The 16,978-nt window shown below is 50.4% G+C and carries 17 protein-coding genes; 6 read left to right on the forward strand and 11 right to left on the reverse strand.

The annotated features are described in order from the left end of the window. Position 1: 1 nt before the first annotated feature. Complete coding sequence (gene dpdA, locus IEX40_RS02385; RefSeq protein WP_188745489.1) at positions 2 to 1,273, forward strand: tRNA-guanine transglycosylase DpdA; 1,272 nt, start codon at positions 2 to 4, stop codon at positions 1,271 to 1,273. A gap of 17 nt (positions 1,274 to 1,290) precedes the next feature. Then, entirely contained in the window at positions 1,291 to 2,370 is a 1,080-nt protein-coding gene (gene dbpB, locus IEX40_RS02390) for a DGQHR domain-containing protein DpdB (protein ID WP_188745490.1), read from the forward strand. Between the two features lie 14 nt (positions 2,371 to 2,384). Here the strand turns inward: dbpB and queD are convergent, their stop codons facing one another. The 9 genes from queD to IEX40_RS02435 all read right to left on the reverse strand — a co-directional run bounded on the left by queD (position 2,385) and on the right by IEX40_RS02435 (position 10,766). Continuing rightward, positions 2,385 to 2,741, reverse strand: a complete 357-nt coding sequence (gene queD, locus IEX40_RS02395; protein ID WP_229680500.1) for a 6-carboxytetrahydropterin synthase QueD — start codon at positions 2,739 to 2,741, stop codon at positions 2,385 to 2,387. Positions 2,742 to 2,743: 2 nt separating this feature from the next. Then, complete coding sequence (queE, locus tag IEX40_RS02400) at positions 2,744 to 3,391, reverse strand: 7-carboxy-7-deazaguanine synthase (protein WP_188745855.1); 648 nt, start codon at positions 3,389 to 3,391, stop codon at positions 2,744 to 2,746. Positions 3,392 to 3,396: 5 nt separating this feature from the next. Continuing rightward, positions 3,397 to 4,065, reverse strand: coding sequence for a 7-cyano-7-deazaguanine synthase QueC (gene queC, locus IEX40_RS02405; protein ID WP_188745492.1), 669 nt, complete (start codon positions 4,063 to 4,065; stop codon positions 3,397 to 3,399). 166 nt (positions 4,066 to 4,231) lie between these two features. Next, positions 4,232 to 7,336 (reverse strand): AAA family ATPase, encoded by a 3,105-nt coding sequence (locus IEX40_RS02410; protein WP_188745493.1) that lies wholly within the window; start codon positions 7,334 to 7,336, stop codon positions 4,232 to 4,234. Next, positions 7,333 to 8,481 (reverse strand): exonuclease SbcCD subunit D, encoded by a 1,149-nt coding sequence (locus IEX40_RS02415; protein ID WP_188745494.1) that lies wholly within the window; start codon positions 8,479 to 8,481, stop codon positions 7,333 to 7,335. Before IEX40_RS02415 ends, IEX40_RS02410 begins: the two co-directional genes overlap by 4 nt. A 78-nt stretch (positions 8,482 to 8,559) precedes the next feature. Next, the gene (locus tag IEX40_RS02420) at positions 8,560 to 9,504 is read right to left on the reverse strand and encodes a hypothetical protein (protein WP_188745495.1); all 945 of its coding nucleotides are present in this window, start codon (positions 9,502 to 9,504) and stop codon (positions 8,560 to 8,562) included. Positions 9,505 to 9,511: 7 nt separating this feature from the next. Beyond that, complete coding sequence (locus tag IEX40_RS02425) at positions 9,512 to 10,177, reverse strand: peptidase M15 (RefSeq protein ID WP_188745496.1); 666 nt, start codon at positions 10,175 to 10,177, stop codon at positions 9,512 to 9,514. A 42-nt stretch (positions 10,178 to 10,219) separates the two neighbouring features. Beyond that, on the reverse strand, positions 10,220 to 10,423 hold the full coding sequence (locus tag IEX40_RS02430) for a hypothetical protein (protein ID WP_188745497.1): 204 nt from the start codon (positions 10,421 to 10,423) through the stop codon (positions 10,220 to 10,222). 34 nt (positions 10,424 to 10,457) lie between these two features. Beyond that, positions 10,458 to 10,766 carry a DUF4258 domain-containing protein gene (locus IEX40_RS02435; protein WP_188745498.1) on the reverse strand — a complete coding sequence of 103 codons (309 nt, stop codon included), beginning with the start codon at positions 10,764 to 10,766 and terminating at the stop codon, positions 10,458 to 10,460. Positions 10,767 to 10,856: 90 nt separating this feature from the next. On the opposite strand from IEX40_RS02435, the gene IEX40_RS02440 reads away from it, so the two are divergent. Beyond that, positions 10,857 to 11,744: a WYL domain-containing protein gene (locus IEX40_RS02440; protein WP_188745499.1), complete on the forward strand. Its 888-nt coding sequence runs from the start codon at positions 10,857 to 10,859 to the stop codon at positions 11,742 to 11,744. Between the two features lie 2 nt (positions 11,745 to 11,746). Here the strand turns inward: IEX40_RS02440 and IEX40_RS02445 are convergent, their stop codons facing one another. Next, the gene (locus IEX40_RS02445; protein WP_188745500.1) at positions 11,747 to 12,145 is read right to left on the reverse strand and encodes a hypothetical protein; all 399 of its coding nucleotides are present in this window, start codon (positions 12,143 to 12,145) and stop codon (positions 11,747 to 11,749) included. Between the two features lie 296 nt (positions 12,146 to 12,441). On the opposite strand from IEX40_RS02445, the gene IEX40_RS02450 reads away from it, so the two are divergent. Next, complete coding sequence (locus tag IEX40_RS02450; protein ID WP_188745501.1) at positions 12,442 to 13,269, forward strand: hypothetical protein; 828 nt, start codon at positions 12,442 to 12,444, stop codon at positions 13,267 to 13,269. After that, the gene (locus IEX40_RS02455) at positions 13,266 to 14,048 is read left to right on the forward strand and encodes a hypothetical protein (protein ID WP_188745502.1); all 783 of its coding nucleotides are present in this window, start codon (positions 13,266 to 13,268) and stop codon (positions 14,046 to 14,048) included. The genes IEX40_RS02450 and IEX40_RS02455 overlap by 4 nt, the downstream gene beginning before the upstream one ends. Before the next feature lie 55 nt (positions 14,049 to 14,103). On the opposite strand, the gene IEX40_RS02460 is transcribed toward IEX40_RS02455, so the two are convergent. After that, positions 14,104 to 15,192, reverse strand: a complete 1,089-nt coding sequence (locus tag IEX40_RS02460) for a YagK/YfjJ domain-containing protein (protein WP_188745503.1) — start codon at positions 15,190 to 15,192, stop codon at positions 14,104 to 14,106. A gap of 96 nt (positions 15,193 to 15,288) precedes the next feature. On the opposite strand from IEX40_RS02460, the gene IEX40_RS02465 reads away from it, so the two are divergent. Continuing rightward, positions 15,289 to 16,857 carry a hypothetical protein gene (locus IEX40_RS02465; RefSeq protein ID WP_188745504.1) on the forward strand — a complete coding sequence of 523 codons (1,569 nt, stop codon included), beginning with the start codon at positions 15,289 to 15,291 and terminating at the stop codon, positions 16,855 to 16,857. Positions 16,858 to 16,978 lie beyond the last annotated feature (121 nt).

Here is a 16,978-nt window from a genome sequence, read left to right on the forward strand (position 1 = left end):
TTTGTCAGCCATTAAATTTTACTTCCCTGATAGTCACGACTACGTTGACCCAAGCTTTGACTTCATTAAAGAAATTGGAAATGAGCATCGCGTTCGCCAGCGTGACGATCACTATCCTCATGAGGTGTTTAAGCATCGCCCTTATGATGGAATGCTTGTTTCTAAAGCTATTGTCGACGGTACAGAAAAAGGCACATCGAAATATACTATTGCGCAACGCCAACGCTTTTTCAGGCAGGGTGTAAAACGCTTCTTACGATTGCCTCATGACGTTCCAGTCATGGGGGATTGCGGAGCCTTCTCATATGCCAGTGAATACCTACCTCCCTATACCGTAGAAGAAGTTGCAGAGTTCTACGATACATGTGGCTTTGACCTTGGTATCTCTGTAGACCACATAATTTTTGCATTCGAAACGGCAGGTTTAAAATCCAAAAAGGTTCAAGGAGATGAACTGATTGAGTGCAAACGGCGGAAGCAACTTACACTGGACCTTGCTGGCGATTTTCTCAAAGAGTCAAGATCATGCCGCTTTACACCTCTCGGCGTGGCTCACGGTTGGAATCCTGAATCGATGGCAGATTCAGTAGCTGCGTTACAAAAGATGGGTTATGATCGTATTACTCTTGGAGGCATGGTTCCGCTCAAGACATCAGATATCATGCGATGCTTAGAAGCTGTAGATCAAGTAAGGAATCCTAGCACTCAACTTCACTTGCTCGGCATCTCAAGAGTAGAGCATGTAGAAGCCTATAAGCGCTACGGGGTATCTAGTTTTGACAGTACGTCACCGCTCCAACAAGCCTTCAAAGACTCTAAAAAGAATTATCATTCCCTCGACGGCCAAAGCTACATAGCGGTTCGAGTACCACAGGTGGACGGCAATCCCGCTTTGATGAGAGCAATAAAGGCGGGAAAAGTAGATCAAAACAAAGCTAAGGTACTGGAGAAAGAGTGCTTAGAAATTTTACGAAAATACGAAAAAAGGCAAGCCACTCTCTCGGACACCCTTACTGTGCTAAGAGAGTATGAAGTCATCACTGGCATAGTAAAAGGCAAAGCATCCCTGCTCCCCCAGTACGAACAAACGCTAGGAGACCGACCATGGGAAAACTGCTCTTGCGATATATGTCGAACAATAGGTATCGAAACGATAATTTTCAGAGGTGCTGAGAGAAATCGCCGCCGAGGCTTTCATAACATTTTCGTTTTACACGAAAAGCTGAAGAAAGGCCTAGGGTTGCTAGAAAACAAACAACTAGTCTCAGCGTAATTAGGTAACACTAGGCCATGAATATACTTAAAGTTCCAGCACTACGGATCAAGCAAGGTAGCAACCGCTATTTATACAGCGCAGCTATTAACGGTAAGCTGATTTCAGAGATTGCATCCATTTCTAGAATTCGTCGTCACGACACGTTACTAGATGGTTACCAACGACCTGAAGTATCAAGCCACATTACAGAGATCAAAAACTATATTGACTCTGAAAATCCGTTGATACCCAATGCTATCGTCATTGCATTTGATAAAACCGTAACCTTTGAATCCATCACTGACGAATCAGATCACGGATACTTAAATATTCCATACTGTAACGAACAGGATATCATCCCCGGATTTGTAGTCGATGGACAGCAACGTTCTGCTGCACTCAGAGAAGCAGAAAACTCAGACTTCGTGATGCCCGTATCCGCGTTTATTGCATCCTCAGTTGAAGAACAACGTGAGCAGTTCATGTTGGTCAACTCCACCAAACCACTACCGAAAGGGCTTCTCTTCGAACTAGCCCCTCATACTAGTACACGTCTTTCTTCTTCACTGCAAAAAAAGAAGTTCCCCTATGAAATTCTTGAGCGCCTAAACTTTGATAGCGACTCACCCTTTCATGGAAAGATAAATACCCCCACCAATCCAGATGGGGTGGTTAAAGACAATTCAATCTTAAAAATGATTGAAAGTAGCCTGAGTGACGGAGCCCTATATCGATTTAGGGACCCGGCTACCGGCAGGGGTGATATCGACAAAATGGTCGATCTGTTAGTGAACTACTGGCTAGCTGTTCGGGACACCTGGGAAGACCAATGGGACAAGAAACCTAGAGATTCTCGATTACTCCACGGAGTTGGTATTATGTCACTTGGCGCCCTTATGGACGCAATTTCAGACAGACACTATCAGCATGAGATTCCGTCATACGATCAGTTCTATGAAGACCTCCAAAAAATCGTTGAATACTGCAAGTGGGATCACGGTTTTTGGAATTTTGGCCAAAACGATCAACGCAAATGGAATGATTTGCAGAATACATCCAAGGATATTCAACTACTGCTTAACTACCTCGTAGGCCGCTATCTTAGAAGCGCCTAGTTAATGCAAGTTAATCATTCCCCTCGATAAAGGCATCCTGATGTGCAGGTTTCTTTTATCTCTACCATGCTCAACTCCGGGAGCGTCTTTTTAAGACGTTCCCAAATCCACTTTGCCAAGTTTTCACTTGTTGGATTTTCAAGACCTTCTATCTCATTTAAGTAATAATGATCCAACTGATCATACAAAGGCTTAAACGCTGATTTAATATCAGCAAAGTCGATAATCCAACCAGTTTCTTTAGAAACATCACCCTCTACATATATACGCGCCATAAAAGAATGGCCGTGCAAACGACCACATTTATGCCCGTCAGGCACATTGGGTAAAAAATGCGCTGACTCAAAGGTAAAGTCTTTATATATCTGCATATTCACTCTATCCCTAAATATTTGTGCATTTGTAGACTCAACCTCCATTGTGGATTCTTGAGGCAGTAATCAAGTGCTTCAGTTGTGCTAGTCGTTGCAATAAGGTCCGTTGATCCTGGCTGAGCCATCGGTTGTAGGTAAAAGCGGCTGAAATTCAGATTATTGAATCGCTCAGGCCGAGCATCAGGCTGCGGATATACCAGTTTAAGCTCATCGCCTGTAGTCAAAACAATTTCGGATGAGCCTTTCGGGCTAACACAAATCCAATCGATACCTTCTGGCGCTGGCAATGTGCCATTCGTTTCAATCGCTACCTCAAACCCCTGGCGATGAAAAGCTGCTACAAGCACTTCATCTAATTGCAATAGAGGTTCACCACCAGTACAAATTACGTAAGGCACATCGTGAGATTCTGCAGGCCAATAAGCGCGAACTGCAATAGCAAGCTCATCGGCCGAAGCAAATTTGCCTCCACCATTACCATCCGTCCCTACGAAATCGGTATCACAGAAATTACAAATAGCTTTGTGACGATCTTGCTCTCTGCCTGACCACAAGTTGCAGCCACTAAAGCGGCAAAATACTGATGAACGCCCTGCATGGGTTCCTTCTCCTTGCAGGGAGTAAAAAATCTCTTTTACCGAATACACTGTTCTCAAGCTAATTGCTCATAAATCAGGGGATCAACACATCCATTGACCTCGAAAGCTTCTAAGCGCTCCCTACAAGAACCACACTTGCCACACGCTTTTTCTCTACCGTTATAACAGGTCCAGCTTTTGGCGTAATCTAAGCCAATTGCCAAACCATATTTCAATATTCCTGTCTTATCATCATCCAGGAAAGGACTAACAATCTCGACCGGTTCAAAATTGGCAATCTGGGTTACAGAGTTCATAGCATGAACAAACTCGGGACGACAATCGGGGTAGATTGTATGATCCCCCGAATGCGCCCCATAAAAGACCTTACCAGCGCCCAACGATACCGCGTAACCAACAGCAAGCGACAACAGAATCATGTTTCGATTGGGGACCACTGTACTCTTCATGTTCTCAGCAGCATAGTGGCCTTCCGCAACCTCAATATTGCTAGAGGTCAGCGATGAGCCCTGCAAAAGTCCGTTGACTGCTGTGATATCGGTAACCTGATGAGGTACACCTAGCTCTTCACAAACGGACTTCGCATATTCAAGTTCTTTAGAATGCCGTTGTCCATAGTTGAAGCTCAGCGCATACACATCATAACCTTCTCGTACAGCACGATGAAGGACGGTGAATGAGTCCATCCCTCCAGAATAGATAACTACAACTTTTTCTTTCATAAACAACCTATTAGAAAAATAGTCAAAACCAAAACACTTCTGGAAGGCACTTCAAGGCACGTTACTGAGGCATCTCATAACGAATCACTATGCTACCTGATCATCAAGTCAAATACGACGAGACACCCAGTCTGCCGTCGCCCCAGCCGTACAGATATGAACAAATTTAAGCTTCGAATTCCTTCCTAAATCCGATACTGCCGACACTCTCAGTAGACATTGACACATTGCTACCAGTCCGCCCACTCCTTACATCAATCCTTAGTGGCATCTGCTCTTTCAGCTCCGACACATGGGAGATGATGCCAATCGTTCTGCCCGTTGCCTGCAACTCAACCAGCATGTCGATCGCCAACTGCAGCGATTCCTGGTCAAGACTGCCGAAGCCCTCATCAATGAACAACGTATCGAGCTGTATGCCCCCCGAACGCTGCTGCACGACATCAGACAAGGCCAGTGCCAGGGACAGAGATGCCATAAAGGACTCACCACCTGACAAAGTTGCGACAGGACGAGTCTTACCGCTGTAGGCATCATCAATCGCCAGATCGAGACCTGCGGTCATATTGCGCTTCTGATCAACCTCATTTTGCCTGACCAGGCGATACTGCCCTTTACTCATGGCGTAGAGGCGCTGGCTGGCGACGCTGAGTACTGAATCCAACAAGTTGCCCAACACAAAGCGCTCGAGACTGACTCGTACATCCCCTTTCCCGGAGGCTGCTTTCGCCATCTTGCCGACGACCTCGTATTGCTGCTTAACCACCTGCTGCTGTGCTTCGATCGAACGGATTTTGGTTAGTGTCCGGTCCAACAGCCCCTTGTACTGCTGGGCTTCGGACCAGAGTCGTTCCGCTAAAAGATAAGCTGCAACTGCGACTTCGTGATTTTCGGCCAGTACGGCGATATCAGGGGGCTGCTGCCCTGATAGTTGTTGTGCGATCAGCTCCAACTGGGAAATAAGCGCTTTGAGTTTTTCGTCATACTCAGTGATAGTGGCACGCAAGGCTTGGGCTGCGACCTCCTCCAGCACGCTGCTCTCAAAGTCAACCTGGTCTGCAAATTCGCTCGAGGCCAGCGTGTGCTGCCAGGTGGTAAATTGCGCGGTCCGACTAGCCTGCAGCTCTTCCAACAGTTTGATCAGGGCTTGAAGCGTCGAAGTTGTGCCCACGACCTCGTTCGCTGCTGCAACCTGCGCTGCCTGGGCGGCCTGGTAGTTGGCCTCGAGTTTTGCGATGGTCTGACGGGTTTGGTTGATAGCGAGTTTCAGTGCCTCCAGACTTCGATAGGCCTCAGGAAGATTGGCTTCTGCCGCTGTTAGGCGGCTTTCAGCGGCCGCCTTTGCAGCGCTGAGCTGTGGAATCTCTTTACTAAGACGGGCACGCTCCTGATCCAGTGTGACGCGTTGGTTTTCATCCGCCTTCAAATTCTGCCTTGCGGCATCCAGTCGTTTTTCGCTGACTGTGATCTGCTGTAATTGAAGTTCCTGCTCACGGTGCTCAGACGATAGCTCAGCCAGAGTACGCGCAGCATCATCGCCGAGTTCAAGGCTCAACTCCTGGATAAGTTGCTGCTGGTTTTGGACTGCACTTTTGCTCTCAGCCAGCAGCTGTTCGGCGCTATAGCGTTGGTTCAGGCGCGCGCTGGCCTTCCCTCTCGCCTGCTCCACTGCTTCCTGATCAACCAGATCAGCCTGTTCCGGGAGCACAGCTGGATGGGGGTGATCGTGACTGCCACACACCGGGCAGGGATGATCTTCCTCTAGCTTCTGCGCGAGTAGCGCCGCCTGGTTGGCATACCAGAACATCTCCAGTCGATCTGACTCTGTACTCGCTTGGCGATATGCCGCATCGGCTTGTTCAAAAGCCTCAAGAGCCTGCTTTACTACACCCTCTCGCTTAGTCAGTTCTATGGTCGCCGCGTCCAGTTTGGTTCGGGTATTCAGGCGCTGTTTAGCAGCAATCAGTTCCCCGGTGCATTCCGCCTTTTGCCCTACCTGTGTCGCGAGGGTGTCGATCTCGGCGCGCTGAGCCTTAACTGATTCATCCAGCGCGCTTATCTGCTGGTCGAGCGCAGAAAGACTGGATGCGGCGTGAGCATGGCCGGCGTCTGCCTTTTTCACATCGGCCTTTAGCGCCACATAGCCGGCGAGTACTTTTTGGTAGCCGGTCAGACGTGTCTCGTCAGCCTTGAGCGAATCACGTTTCTCGTACTCGACCGCTACGGCTTTCAAGTGTGTGGTTGCAGTTTCGGCGGCCTGTTCGGCCTGAGACCTGGCCTTTTCCGCGTCGGCTTTCTCGATCTCTTTTGCCTGGATCTGTTTATCCAAAGCCTGTAGCGCCTTCCACTCAGGCGCTATCGCGGCAGCCTTCTCCGCACGTCGCAGCTGCACGCGTGCTGTATCGATTTCAGATTGTCGTTCCCGATGAGCCGTCAGGGTCTGCTGCTTGACCGCTTGATCGTCGAACTGCTTCTGCAGTGCCTGCGCTGCCTGGAGCTTTTGCTCTTCAGTGCGTTTAACTGCATCCGCCTTGGCCTTTTGCTCGATTTTTTCATCAAACGCTGTATTGGCCTGTGTAATCGCTTCCAATAAAGCATCGACATCCGGCAGGTGGATCTCGAGCAGTGCTTCCGCCTTACGCTCCTCGAAGGTTTTATTCTGCCGCTCGATATCGCCAGCGCGCTCCTTGAGCAGCTGTTCGATGCGCTTATAGATCTCGGTCTGGAACAGCGTCGACAGGATCTCCTGCCGATCATCGGACTTGGCCAGTAGCAGCTCACGGAATTTGCCCTGCGGCAAAACCATGACTTGGCGGAACTGGTCAGCCGTCAGCCCGAGAATCTCCTTGATTGCTGCATCGGCTTCGGTTTTCTTCTTCGGTACCAGGGTCTCTTCAGTGCCGTCCTCGGCGATACGGATCAGGTGGGCGGATGCCTTCTCTTCAGTCTCACCACCACCCCGTTTCGCTGGGCGCATCTGCGTGGGAATACGGTGAATCCGATAGCGTTGCCCGCGAATGCTGAACTCCAGCGCTATCTCGGTCAGCGTCTCGGGCTCGGCATAGTCGCACCGGATGCCGAGCTCTTTGCGCTCCGCATCGGTGGTTTCACCATAGAGTGCGTAGCACACCGCATGCAGGATCGAGGATTTACCCGCTCCCGTTGGGCCATCGATCAGGAACAGCGGATTGTCGCCAAGGGCAGCGAAGTCGATCTGCTCTTCATTGGCAAAGGGGCCAAATGCCGCAAGCTTCAACGTATGCAGTTTCATTCCTGTCCCTCCATGGCAGCACGTGCTTCTTCAACAACCTCAAGCAACAACTGGCTCTGTGCGTCAGTCAGCTCATCGCCCATCACCTGGCTGAAGAAATCTTTGAACACCTGATCTTCACTGCGTCGGTTACTGACATCCGCCACAAGCTGGCTGCCGCGTGACACGCTGAACTGTGTTCGCTCCAGCTCTAGCGTATTGGGGTAGACTTGTCTCAGCTGCGCCATGGGTTCGAGCAGATCCTGCTTATCCGTCAGACGAGCAAGGATGTAGTCGTCCGCATGCGGATCCTGTCGCCCCTGTTCAATAAGTTGATCAAGCGTCCCCTCAATCACCCGCATGTTCCGTTTGGGAATAAGCGGCAGATGCTCCCAGGTCGCCCCCTGATCGGTAATCTCCACCAGAGTGACACCTTTGCTCTGCTGATGCTCGGAGAAGGAGTATTTCAGCAAGGAACCTGAGTAGCGTATCTGTTCAGCACCCTTGTACTGAGGCGAATGCAGGTGACCCAGGGCCACATAGTCAAACGCCTGCATAGGCTGGTATGACACACGATCAGCGCCCCCGACGGAGAGGCGCCGCTCAGAGTCACTCTCTTCCGCGCCATCGATAAAGCAGTGGCTGATAAGGACAGAGGGTATGCCCCTACTGCGCGCCTGCTCAGCGAGCGATACCAGGTGAGTATGCGCTTCGTCATAGGTTTTAACCTCGACATCAAAGGCTTCACGCACCTCGACCGGATCATGGTAAGGGATACCGAAGAAGTGTACGGGCCCACTCGCCGTTTCAAGCACTACAGGCGTCGACACATTGCGGATATCACCCAAAATATGCAGACCGCTAGCCGACATAAAGGGTGCGCCGAAGCGCAGCCTTTTAGCACTGTCGTGATTACCTGAAATCATGATCACGGGGGTCGATAGATCAGACATAAACTCTGCCAGAAACGCATTCAGTGCATCCACAGCCTCTGCGGGCGGTACCGATCGATCATAGATGTCACCGGCAATCACCAATGCATCCACCTGGTGTTCGGCGGCGTACTTTTTAACCTGCTTTAAGACGTGAAGCTGGTCCTCCAGTAGCGAGATATTTTGAAACAGTCGCCCGATATGCCAATCGGAAGTATGGATAAACTTAGGCATCAACCTTTCCTTTAAAAACTGCTGTAAAACATAGTGATCATCACCCTGAACCCAAGTGAGTTGATCACGGTTCCATGTCTAGTCTGATAGTACGCAGTAGCGGCCCAAAGATTTCAGCGCTTCTGCCCATACGTTTAACTCGATCCACTGATCGTCACCACCCTGAGGCTTTCCGTAGTCGGCCTGCGCTAACCAGTCATTGATACAGGGTTGCAGGAAGCCTTGTCCCTGGGCCTGAAACGACTCTCTATCCACTGCTACGCCGACAATCTCAACCTGATCGGTTGTGGGGTCGTAGCGATTAATAATCTCGCCGCTACACGCGGTTGCGGAGTTGGCCACATCATCATAGGGCTTCCAACCCATGAAAGGCTCAGGCATATCGTTTATGGGCGCCTCATCTCGTCTCATCTGCGCCAGTGCGTTCATGAACGTTGCATATCGCCAGTCATATTCATCCAGCGGGTTCAGCAACCTGAACGGAGTCGCCGCACTACCATAGGTGACAACACCATCGCGGAAGTCGATCAGACGCAGCCAGCCATCATTGCATCGATCGCCTCCAGTGAGTTCCAACAGCGGTTCAATTGCAGCGACTCCGACCTGCTTTTTGAATAACCACAGAGAACTGAAGTGCCCAGTACCGCCGGTATTGTTGGTGATCGACAGCAAGCCGATATCGACACCATCCAGACTGGTCCAACGCCGCTCCACGGTATAACTGATGAAACCCGCATACCAGTCATCCTCCTCATCCCTCGGGTAATCCGCCGAGTAGCTGGTCTCAGTTCCGTCAGCCCCGTCCCAACGTCGCACCTCAATCAGCTGGTGTTCGAGAGCTGGATCACATTCTAGCTGCTCAGGCACCGCCTCCCGCTCATAGGCCAACAGTGGTGCCAAGCAGAGCGGATGTACGTACGCGTCACGTAGATTAGCCAGCACATCATGCGTTTCGGCGTTCGCCTGGCAAATTGAAACACCAACCAGCAACAGGACCCAGGCGCGTAGTAGAATCACCTTCATTGGGACCTCACTGCGTTTGCCGACCGTGAAGCACAGCCCGCGCATTCGAGTATCGAGACTCTGGCGTTAGGGAGGCATAGCGTGGATGGATGACGCCCCTATTGATCAGCGCTGACTTGTCGCCCGTATCCGGATTTTCAAGGAACGATTTTATAGTCGTGTTGCCGTCGTGCTTTTCGTACCAACGGATGTTAAAGGCACACAAATGCTTGAAGAAACACATCTCGTAGTAGCCGGGGACATGATGATGAACCCACCAGGCCAGGGATACCCAGTCGCCTGTACGTTCAAAGTGCTCCAACCAGGCCGGCACCACAATACAAGCAGTCGCCCCCATGCTGCCCTTACTATCCAGCTGATCCCAGATATGCGCAGCACGGTTGGCTTCATTGTTCGAGCAGTTCATCTTCTCCCGGTTGCCGAGCGCATTCACGTCGGGAGAGCGGTAGCCCGAGCGTACAAATATTCTGCCCCAGGCGGCCTGGATCGGCTCGAGGATCTCCTCACAGAGGTGTCTCCCGGTCTCCACCGCCAACTCGGGATTTTCCGGCGCGTTGAGCAGCCCTTTGCTTTGGGCGATCTCCGAATGGAGAAACTCCCTCATGAAGAAGTTCTCTGATAGGCGAGTACGGCCAAAGGTTTCCAACTTTGTGTAGTTCCATTGCGTTGCCATTCGATCACTCTCCCTTGATTGTCAGCTGGGCCTGACCTTGTATCACCAACCCGCGCTGGATAAAGCATCGGCGCATGAGTGCAGTACAAACACCACCGGGATAAGAAGCAAGACCTTCCCGATATCGCTGCTTGTTTGGCCACTTCGATCCGCCATCATCAGTAAACCAACTAACAGCAGCCCTATCCCCCAAAGCGTGTGATCGCCAATCACACTTAAGCCAATCAGCGCGAGTAATACGCCCATTTTGATTGCTCCTAGCGCTCATGATTGACACACCTTAGTGACGGTTTGTTTTGAAGTGAGTGGTTTTATGCCCGACGGTAATCACATGACCGTCCGCCAATACCAGATAACAGTTTCTGAGCTTATCCAGCATCTGTTTTGGACAAGGCTGTTCACGGCACAGGCGACACCACGCCTGTTTATCCAGACAGATCACCTCGGCACCGCGATGGTAGTCGACTGCGCCATAGTCGATCAGCAGATCGACCATCTGGCCTGATACACCGCGCTGCTGCATTCGTTGAATTGCATGTGCTGTATACATGGCATCCTCCGCTCGCATCAGCGTTGTTGTAGGATCCATATTAGTGTACCTTTTCACGACATGTAATATTTGTATACATATACATGTACGATGAATCGTACATGTCGCATAGAAGGGGCAGGTACCGAGATGATCGAGGAAACTGAAAACCTGAAGTGGGAAGTCCTTCTGCGTTACCGCTATATCGAGATCATAGCGCTATGGGAAGGCCGGCTAACCACCAATCATTTGTGCAATACCTTTGGCATCCGCCGCCAGCAGGCCTCCCGAGACATCAGCCACTATAAAACGCTGGCCGAACACAACCTCGACTACGACACCAGCTTGAAAGGCTATACGCCCTCCCCAAGCTTCCAGCCGATCTTTACGAAAGGCTATGTCGATGAGTACCTCAACCTACTCGACTCCCATAGCTTGCTTGATGGATTTGTGCAGCGAATCGATCTACCAAGCGCCAACACCTTTGTCATCCGGGCTCCTCAACGACGCGCTGAGCCAGAGATTGTCCGCAAGGTGGTCGAGGCCTGCCGTACCAAGCAGCGCCTCGAGCTTAACTACGCATCAATGACTAACCCCACAGGTGAAGAGCGAATAATCGTCCCGCACGCCCTGGTCTCCAGTGGCTACCGATGGCATGTGCGAGCCTACTGCGAAAAGAACCGGGATTATCGCGACTTTGTGCTCGGTCGCATCCTTGAATGCGGCGATCTAATGGGTGAAGTGGAATACGAACTTCCAGACGATTCGCTCTGGCATGAACAGATTGAGCTGCGGCTGATTCCGAACCCTCATCTCACGCCAGAGCAACGGACCCTCGTGCGCCATGAACGCTGCTTTCAGGGTGATGTACTGATACTGAAGACCCGTAAAGCAACGGCGGTCTATCTGCTTCAGTTATTGCAGGTCCCGACGAGCCCGCCAAGCAACGAGAGCACTGATCACGTCAATGCCAACCCCATGGTCCTGGAAGACTACGAGGTGATCGAAAACTTACAGTTCAAACGACGTCAACGTTAACGTCACCTAAACAGCTTGGCGGTCAAAGCGGCCAATTTGTAGCGACGGGCAGGTTCCACATCGAAACAAAACACGCCCTCTTTTTCCCATTGCTGCACACCGCCCGCTGAGTTAGGCCCAAGGCTCCATTTCGGCACGGCCTTCTTCCAGTTCACCTCAAGGCGAGAGTCATCTGATTTCGTTACCCGCCCGACATAGTGTGCGATGCCAATCTCGGTCGTTCGGTCAAAGTTTGCGAGCAGGACGAAATCACCGTCTCGTATCGCACCACTGACATTGTCTGGATTGTTGTTTTTTGCCTGAGGCCATCGCGAAAGATCCGGATACACCAGATCATTAGCCGTCACGATCTGCTGCAAACAGTCTTCGTCAAATGCGAAACGCCAAAACTTTGTTCTCATAACTACACTCCCTGTTGACCTGAAAACAGTCATTGATGTTGATCGTTCAGTTCACGAAAACGCCGATAAAAGTTTGCCGTGCCGATGGCTATCTAAAACACCATTGGCATCCGAACGCAACAACTCTCCCAAAAGTTATCATTTCCCTCATCAGAGTTCAGATACTAATGGGAGGCGACTGCTATTCAGACCAATATGTTTCCTGCAATTTTTTCATGCGTCTTTTCGACCAAATCTTCGCCAGGATCACCTAAGGTCAACCAAGATATGTCCCAATTCATAACAGGAGCAAACCGGTGTCAGAGCGCCATCTGTACTGCCTGAGTGTTACTCCATTGTACGCGGATACCACGACACAAGAACGGTGGCTGCCGAGCCTCTGCCTACTCTCCGTAACACCGGCTCTCGCGGAACTGATTGATCGGCTGCGCACGCTGCTGGATGACCACGGACTCGAGGCAGTGGCGCAGCGCACAACCCTGCCCGCCTGGTATTACGCATGTACTGAACTCTACCCACCCACTGCCCGCACCCTGCTCCACGTTGGCCGAGCAGAGATGTGGTTAAGTGGTTGGGTGCCGCCAATGACTTCACCCTGCTTTCGTTCCGCTGCGCTACCGCTGATGGAGGTGCTGGCCGAGCAACGCCCTGCACGCGTAATCGACCTTGCTGCACTGCGAACGGCAAAGATAACCGGATTGTTACGCGAGTTAACGCTGCTGGCGGCCGAGGAGATGCGCGTCGACGAGCGACTCAACGCGTTGGACGCGCTGTATACGTCGGTTACCGCCTGCGAAAGCAAGACCGCCTCACGCTTCAATTCCGACCTAACTGGCTATGCCGATTCGATCACGACAGAGGTCGCGCATATGGAACAGCGATTAGATGAACTGGCGCTTCAAACCAATGCGATTACAGAATCGCTACTGCGGCGAGCCTTGGGCGCCCGACTGGGAGACTGGGTGATTCATGTCGAGCCTGACGGTCGACGTACCCAAATGTGCGTCGAGGCGGTCGACTTTTACCACGGGCATCTAATGTTGAGAGGGCCCAGGATTACGCAACAAGGACGAGTCGGTAAGCGGATCGAAGCCCTGAATATCCCGTTGGTAGCCGAGCTATGAACCTGACACGGTCGCTACGGCAATTAAAGCACACTCGTCCTTTGCGCCCATGCCTGCTGTTTCATGATAGGGTCATCGGCGGCATCGATGTGCCACGCGAAGACTTCGAGCGCGTAATAGCTTTAGTCCGCGTGTGGATCAAGGCATTTGAGGCCAACGGATTTGATGTAGCGGTGAATCACTGGGGTGCCCTATATGCAACGCCTGCCAGCGGCCTAGCAACTTTCGAATTATTTGTCCGTACTGCCTCACCTACACTGGCATTGACCGATCTACAAGGCGAAGCGAAATCCAAGAGGTATATGCGGTTACTGGCTGATAGCCCGGAGCCAAGCCTGAATGCAGGCTTTCGTGTTTACCGCCCGAACACCCAAACAGTGTGGCTGCCCCTAGGTGAGCCCAATGACGACACTGAGTTGGTTCAGAAGTTGATACACACTATGTTCAAGCGCCTCGAACACTTAGTCCCGCGGGTGCGCTTTGCCCTACCGGACTGGCGCCGTGTCGACTTGGAAGATGTACTCTGCGTGTTGCGATATTGTGCACTTGCAACCTACGGCTGCTTCCTTAAACAGGCAGGCTATCCATTTCAGGCTATGCGCTTAGTGAACGGCTGCACACTGACCGGTGAGAGCGCCACCTTGCACTACTGGCCATCGGACAGCATGTCTTACCGCCTGCGAAAAGTAGAGCTGGCATTAATGAGACGACTGGTTCCATCTCTGGATGACGGTCCACTTAATTTTGGTCGCTGTCCCCCAGTCGCCGATCAACCATAGGAGCTTGTCTTTACTGACCTTATTAGCGTGTTGTATTCATGTTTAGCGAACGGTCTTAACGAGCAGCGATCTGACCGCGCCCATATACATTAGCACCTTTGGGTACCTCCAACTGGATCAAGTAATCCAGCTTATTGAGATAGTGGATAAAGCCGATAAGTCGCTCATAGCTCTCCCCTCCCTCGCAACTCACAATACCGTCTGGTAACAAAAAATCGCACTCTTGGCCTGCTGGCAAAACTTGCTCAAACCATGCACCGACGCCTTCCGTCGTCTCCTTGACCCACTTATCTGACAGCAATCGCTTGTCCTGCAGATGTTGCTCTACACGGTCTCCTCGATAAAAAAGAATTAAGTGATAATGATACCCACGTTCCACCCCATCGCTCAGCTTCCAGAGGAAACCTGCAAGGTCATCTTTCCATAGAGGGTTATGCCGCCGCTCCTTCATGAAGTATTCAAAGTCCCGTCGAATTGCGTTGTAGCTTCGACGAGGTTGATATATGTCGTAACCGAGGTTCAAGTACACAACGTACAAGTCGCCATACGATTCCAACAAGCTATCCAGATACCTCTGCTGCTGTAGCCTGTTTCTATTAATCCGTGTCTGTAATCGCTTCGTAGCTGTCGCTATCTCCTGCGAGCGAATAGTTAACTGGAACTCGTCGAATCCCTTCTTAAGCAAGAATCCGAACTCTTCGACAAACACATTCGAAAAATATCCTCCACCACCTACAGTTAAGTCACCCGAATACTTCCTCATCAGAGGTTCGAAGGATTCATAAAAAGCCAGAAACCTCGGCATTATCTTACGCTCAGGTTCACTATCGCCCTTCTTATCACCTCCGTTCAAGATCGCATTTAAGCCTCGCCAATCAGCTCCTAACCGAAGCAACTCATGGCTTGCATCAATGGACATTAGCGGGTCTTCCCCCCTGACTTGGAACCCAGGTGGCGCGTTTTGGTGACTCAACTTCAGCACTAATGACTCAGCACTTAGAACATTTCTTAGAAAACCCTCCTCGCTTGTCTTGATCTTTTCACTAACTTTCAAAGCATTCATACGCAGCACGCCGCTCAGGGTCGGCTGGATAAATCGCTCGATCTCCTCCCGCTCAAAAATTGGTTTTAGGGGTCTTGCCACTGCTCCTCCAAACGCTTAGGCTAACTTTCTAGAATGTGACTCTAAACACATCATAGAAAAGAATTAACGCCTATGCAAGGCGAGAGAGGATTGAAGATGAACAACAGACCAAGCAACACATACAGACAGGAAAACCAACCTTTAACTAAATCTGATCACCGTTCCCAACACGTGACACCTGGCAGGAAAGACTTATACCTAACTGCAACGAGAAGAGTGATCGATGCGCATTTCTTACATTGCCGCACCGCGGAGGGCGGACATTACCTTGTTCACAAAGAAAGCTTATTCGCCTTTCCGCTTCATATCGAAGATGTTGTGGGCATTATTAAGAAAATGGCAGCTGATATGTCAGGTATAGACCTACCCAGAGGCACAATTTCATCTGTAATTGATATTTTAAGGGTAGAGCAACCGGCAAATTGCACGATCGGATACGGTCGGTCGATTCGAGTTCCCGGTGGAACGCTATACCTTCAATGTGTTGAAGGCGTTATTCAATTCCCGCCAAAGCAGAGATTCTATGCATGGGTAAATAACTTCCCGGACATTGCCTTTTTACAGACGCGTCGCGCAGAACCTCTAGATATCACCCCGATACATAACGTTGAAAAAGCAGACGTAATGCGTCTCTTCGAATTTAGCAACCTTCCCAAAGAGCAAGCTCTGCTGATCATCACCTGGCTCATTAGTGTTTGGATGCCTGGTATACAAAAGACACTATTGGAACTGGTCGGTGGCCGACGCAGTGGCAAGTCATGGGCTCAGGATCTTATCAAACAACTTGTTGATCCGAGTTCCGAAAACCTTACATATGACATTCCTACAACCGTCTCTGACACTCAACATTTGGCTCGACTGAATCAAGTTATCAGCCTTGATCAAGTCGAGTCACTAAACGATAAAGTGCAGAAATATCTGCCCCGCCTTCTACAGGGCACGACGATCAAGTGTCTAAAACAACGCGCCCGCGACGACGTCCATTTACGCGTCTCTTGCCCAGTTATTTTGAATGGTCTAACCAGTGTAGTAACGCTAACTGAACTTGCTGAGTCAACCTTGACTGTTGAACTCCCTGAGATTCTGCAGCCAACACTTATCCAAATGCCTCCGATGGAATTAAACGTAATTAGAACCGCGTTACTCTCAATCCTCGGCGATGTTCATGCTGAGCTTGATACTCTATCAGTTTCGATTGAGAACAGGATTCCATCCGCCATACATCACTTCTGCCGAATAGGCTGCCTTGTCGCTCGTAGCCTAGGGTATGAAGTAGAAGTATTCTTGGATCAACTGAACGCTAACCGGCAGTATCGCCACGATATGGAATTGGCTCGTGACCCCACTGCACTTAGCATTCATAAATATGTGATGGATAGTGAGGGCGATTCAATAGAGATTCCGGTGGGTCAATTGCTCTCCGAGTTAAAGGTTTACAAGCCTGATTGGGTGAGTGAAAACGACCTACCTCAAAACCCACAGAGCATGGGTGCCGCTCTCCTGTCCTTGAAGCCTTTAATGCAAACCCATGGAATACAGATAGATAAAAACCCTAAGATTGGGGGTATCCACAAGGTCAAATTGACCAAAATTCCTCAGCAACTCAAAGCTTTCAAAGAGCCCGAATCTTTCAGCAGGTTCACTTCCGATATCTCAGCAGTCTAGTAAATATCAGGACACCAGGACATTGTTACTGTTATATCCGCAAAAAATGGGGCCTCAAGACCCCATTTCTTTGACGTTGCATTGTTGATATGTCCTGATGTCCTGATGCCCTGACTGTACA

Source organism: Marinobacterium zhoushanense, assembly GCF_014641945.1.
Lineage (GTDB): Bacteria > Pseudomonadota > Gammaproteobacteria > Pseudomonadales > Balneatricaceae > Marinobacterium_D > Marinobacterium_D zhoushanense.

Coding starts and splice junctions, on each gene's coding strand:
- dbpB (WP_188745490.1), top strand. CDS start 1,291: ATGAATATACTTAAAGTTCCAGCACTACGGATCAAGCAAGGTAGCAAC.
- queD (WP_229680500.1), bottom strand. CDS start 2,741: ATGCAGATATATAAAGACTTTACCTTTGAGTCAGCGCATTTTTTACCC.
- queC (WP_188745492.1), bottom strand. CDS start 4,065: ATGAAAGAAAAAGTTGTAGTTATCTATTCTGGAGGGATGGACTCATTC.
- IEX40_RS02410 (WP_188745493.1), bottom strand. CDS start 7,336: ATGAAACTGCATACGTTGAAGCTTGCGGCATTTGGCCCCTTTGCCAAT.
- IEX40_RS02415 (WP_188745494.1), bottom strand. CDS start 8,481: ATGCCTAAGTTTATCCATACTTCCGATTGGCATATCGGGCGACTGTTT.
- IEX40_RS02420 (WP_188745495.1), bottom strand. CDS start 9,504: ATGAAGGTGATTCTACTACGCGCCTGGGTCCTGTTGCTGGTTGGTGTT.
- IEX40_RS02425 (WP_188745496.1), bottom strand. CDS start 10,177: ATGGCAACGCAATGGAACTACACAAAGTTGGAAACCTTTGGCCGTACT.
- IEX40_RS02430 (WP_188745497.1), bottom strand. CDS start 10,423: ATGGGCGTATTACTCGCGCTGATTGGCTTAAGTGTGATTGGCGATCAC.
- IEX40_RS02435 (WP_188745498.1), bottom strand. CDS start 10,766: ATGGATCCTACAACAACGCTGATGCGAGCGGAGGATGCCATGTATACA.
- IEX40_RS02440 (WP_188745499.1), top strand. CDS start 10,857: ATGATCGAGGAAACTGAAAACCTGAAGTGGGAAGTCCTTCTGCGTTAC.
- IEX40_RS02445 (WP_188745500.1), bottom strand. CDS start 12,145: ATGAGAACAAAGTTTTGGCGTTTCGCATTTGACGAAGACTGTTTGCAG.
- IEX40_RS02455 (WP_188745502.1), top strand. CDS start 13,266: ATGAACCTGACACGGTCGCTACGGCAATTAAAGCACACTCGTCCTTTG.
- IEX40_RS02465 (WP_188745504.1), top strand. CDS start 15,289: ATGAACAACAGACCAAGCAACACATACAGACAGGAAAACCAACCTTTA.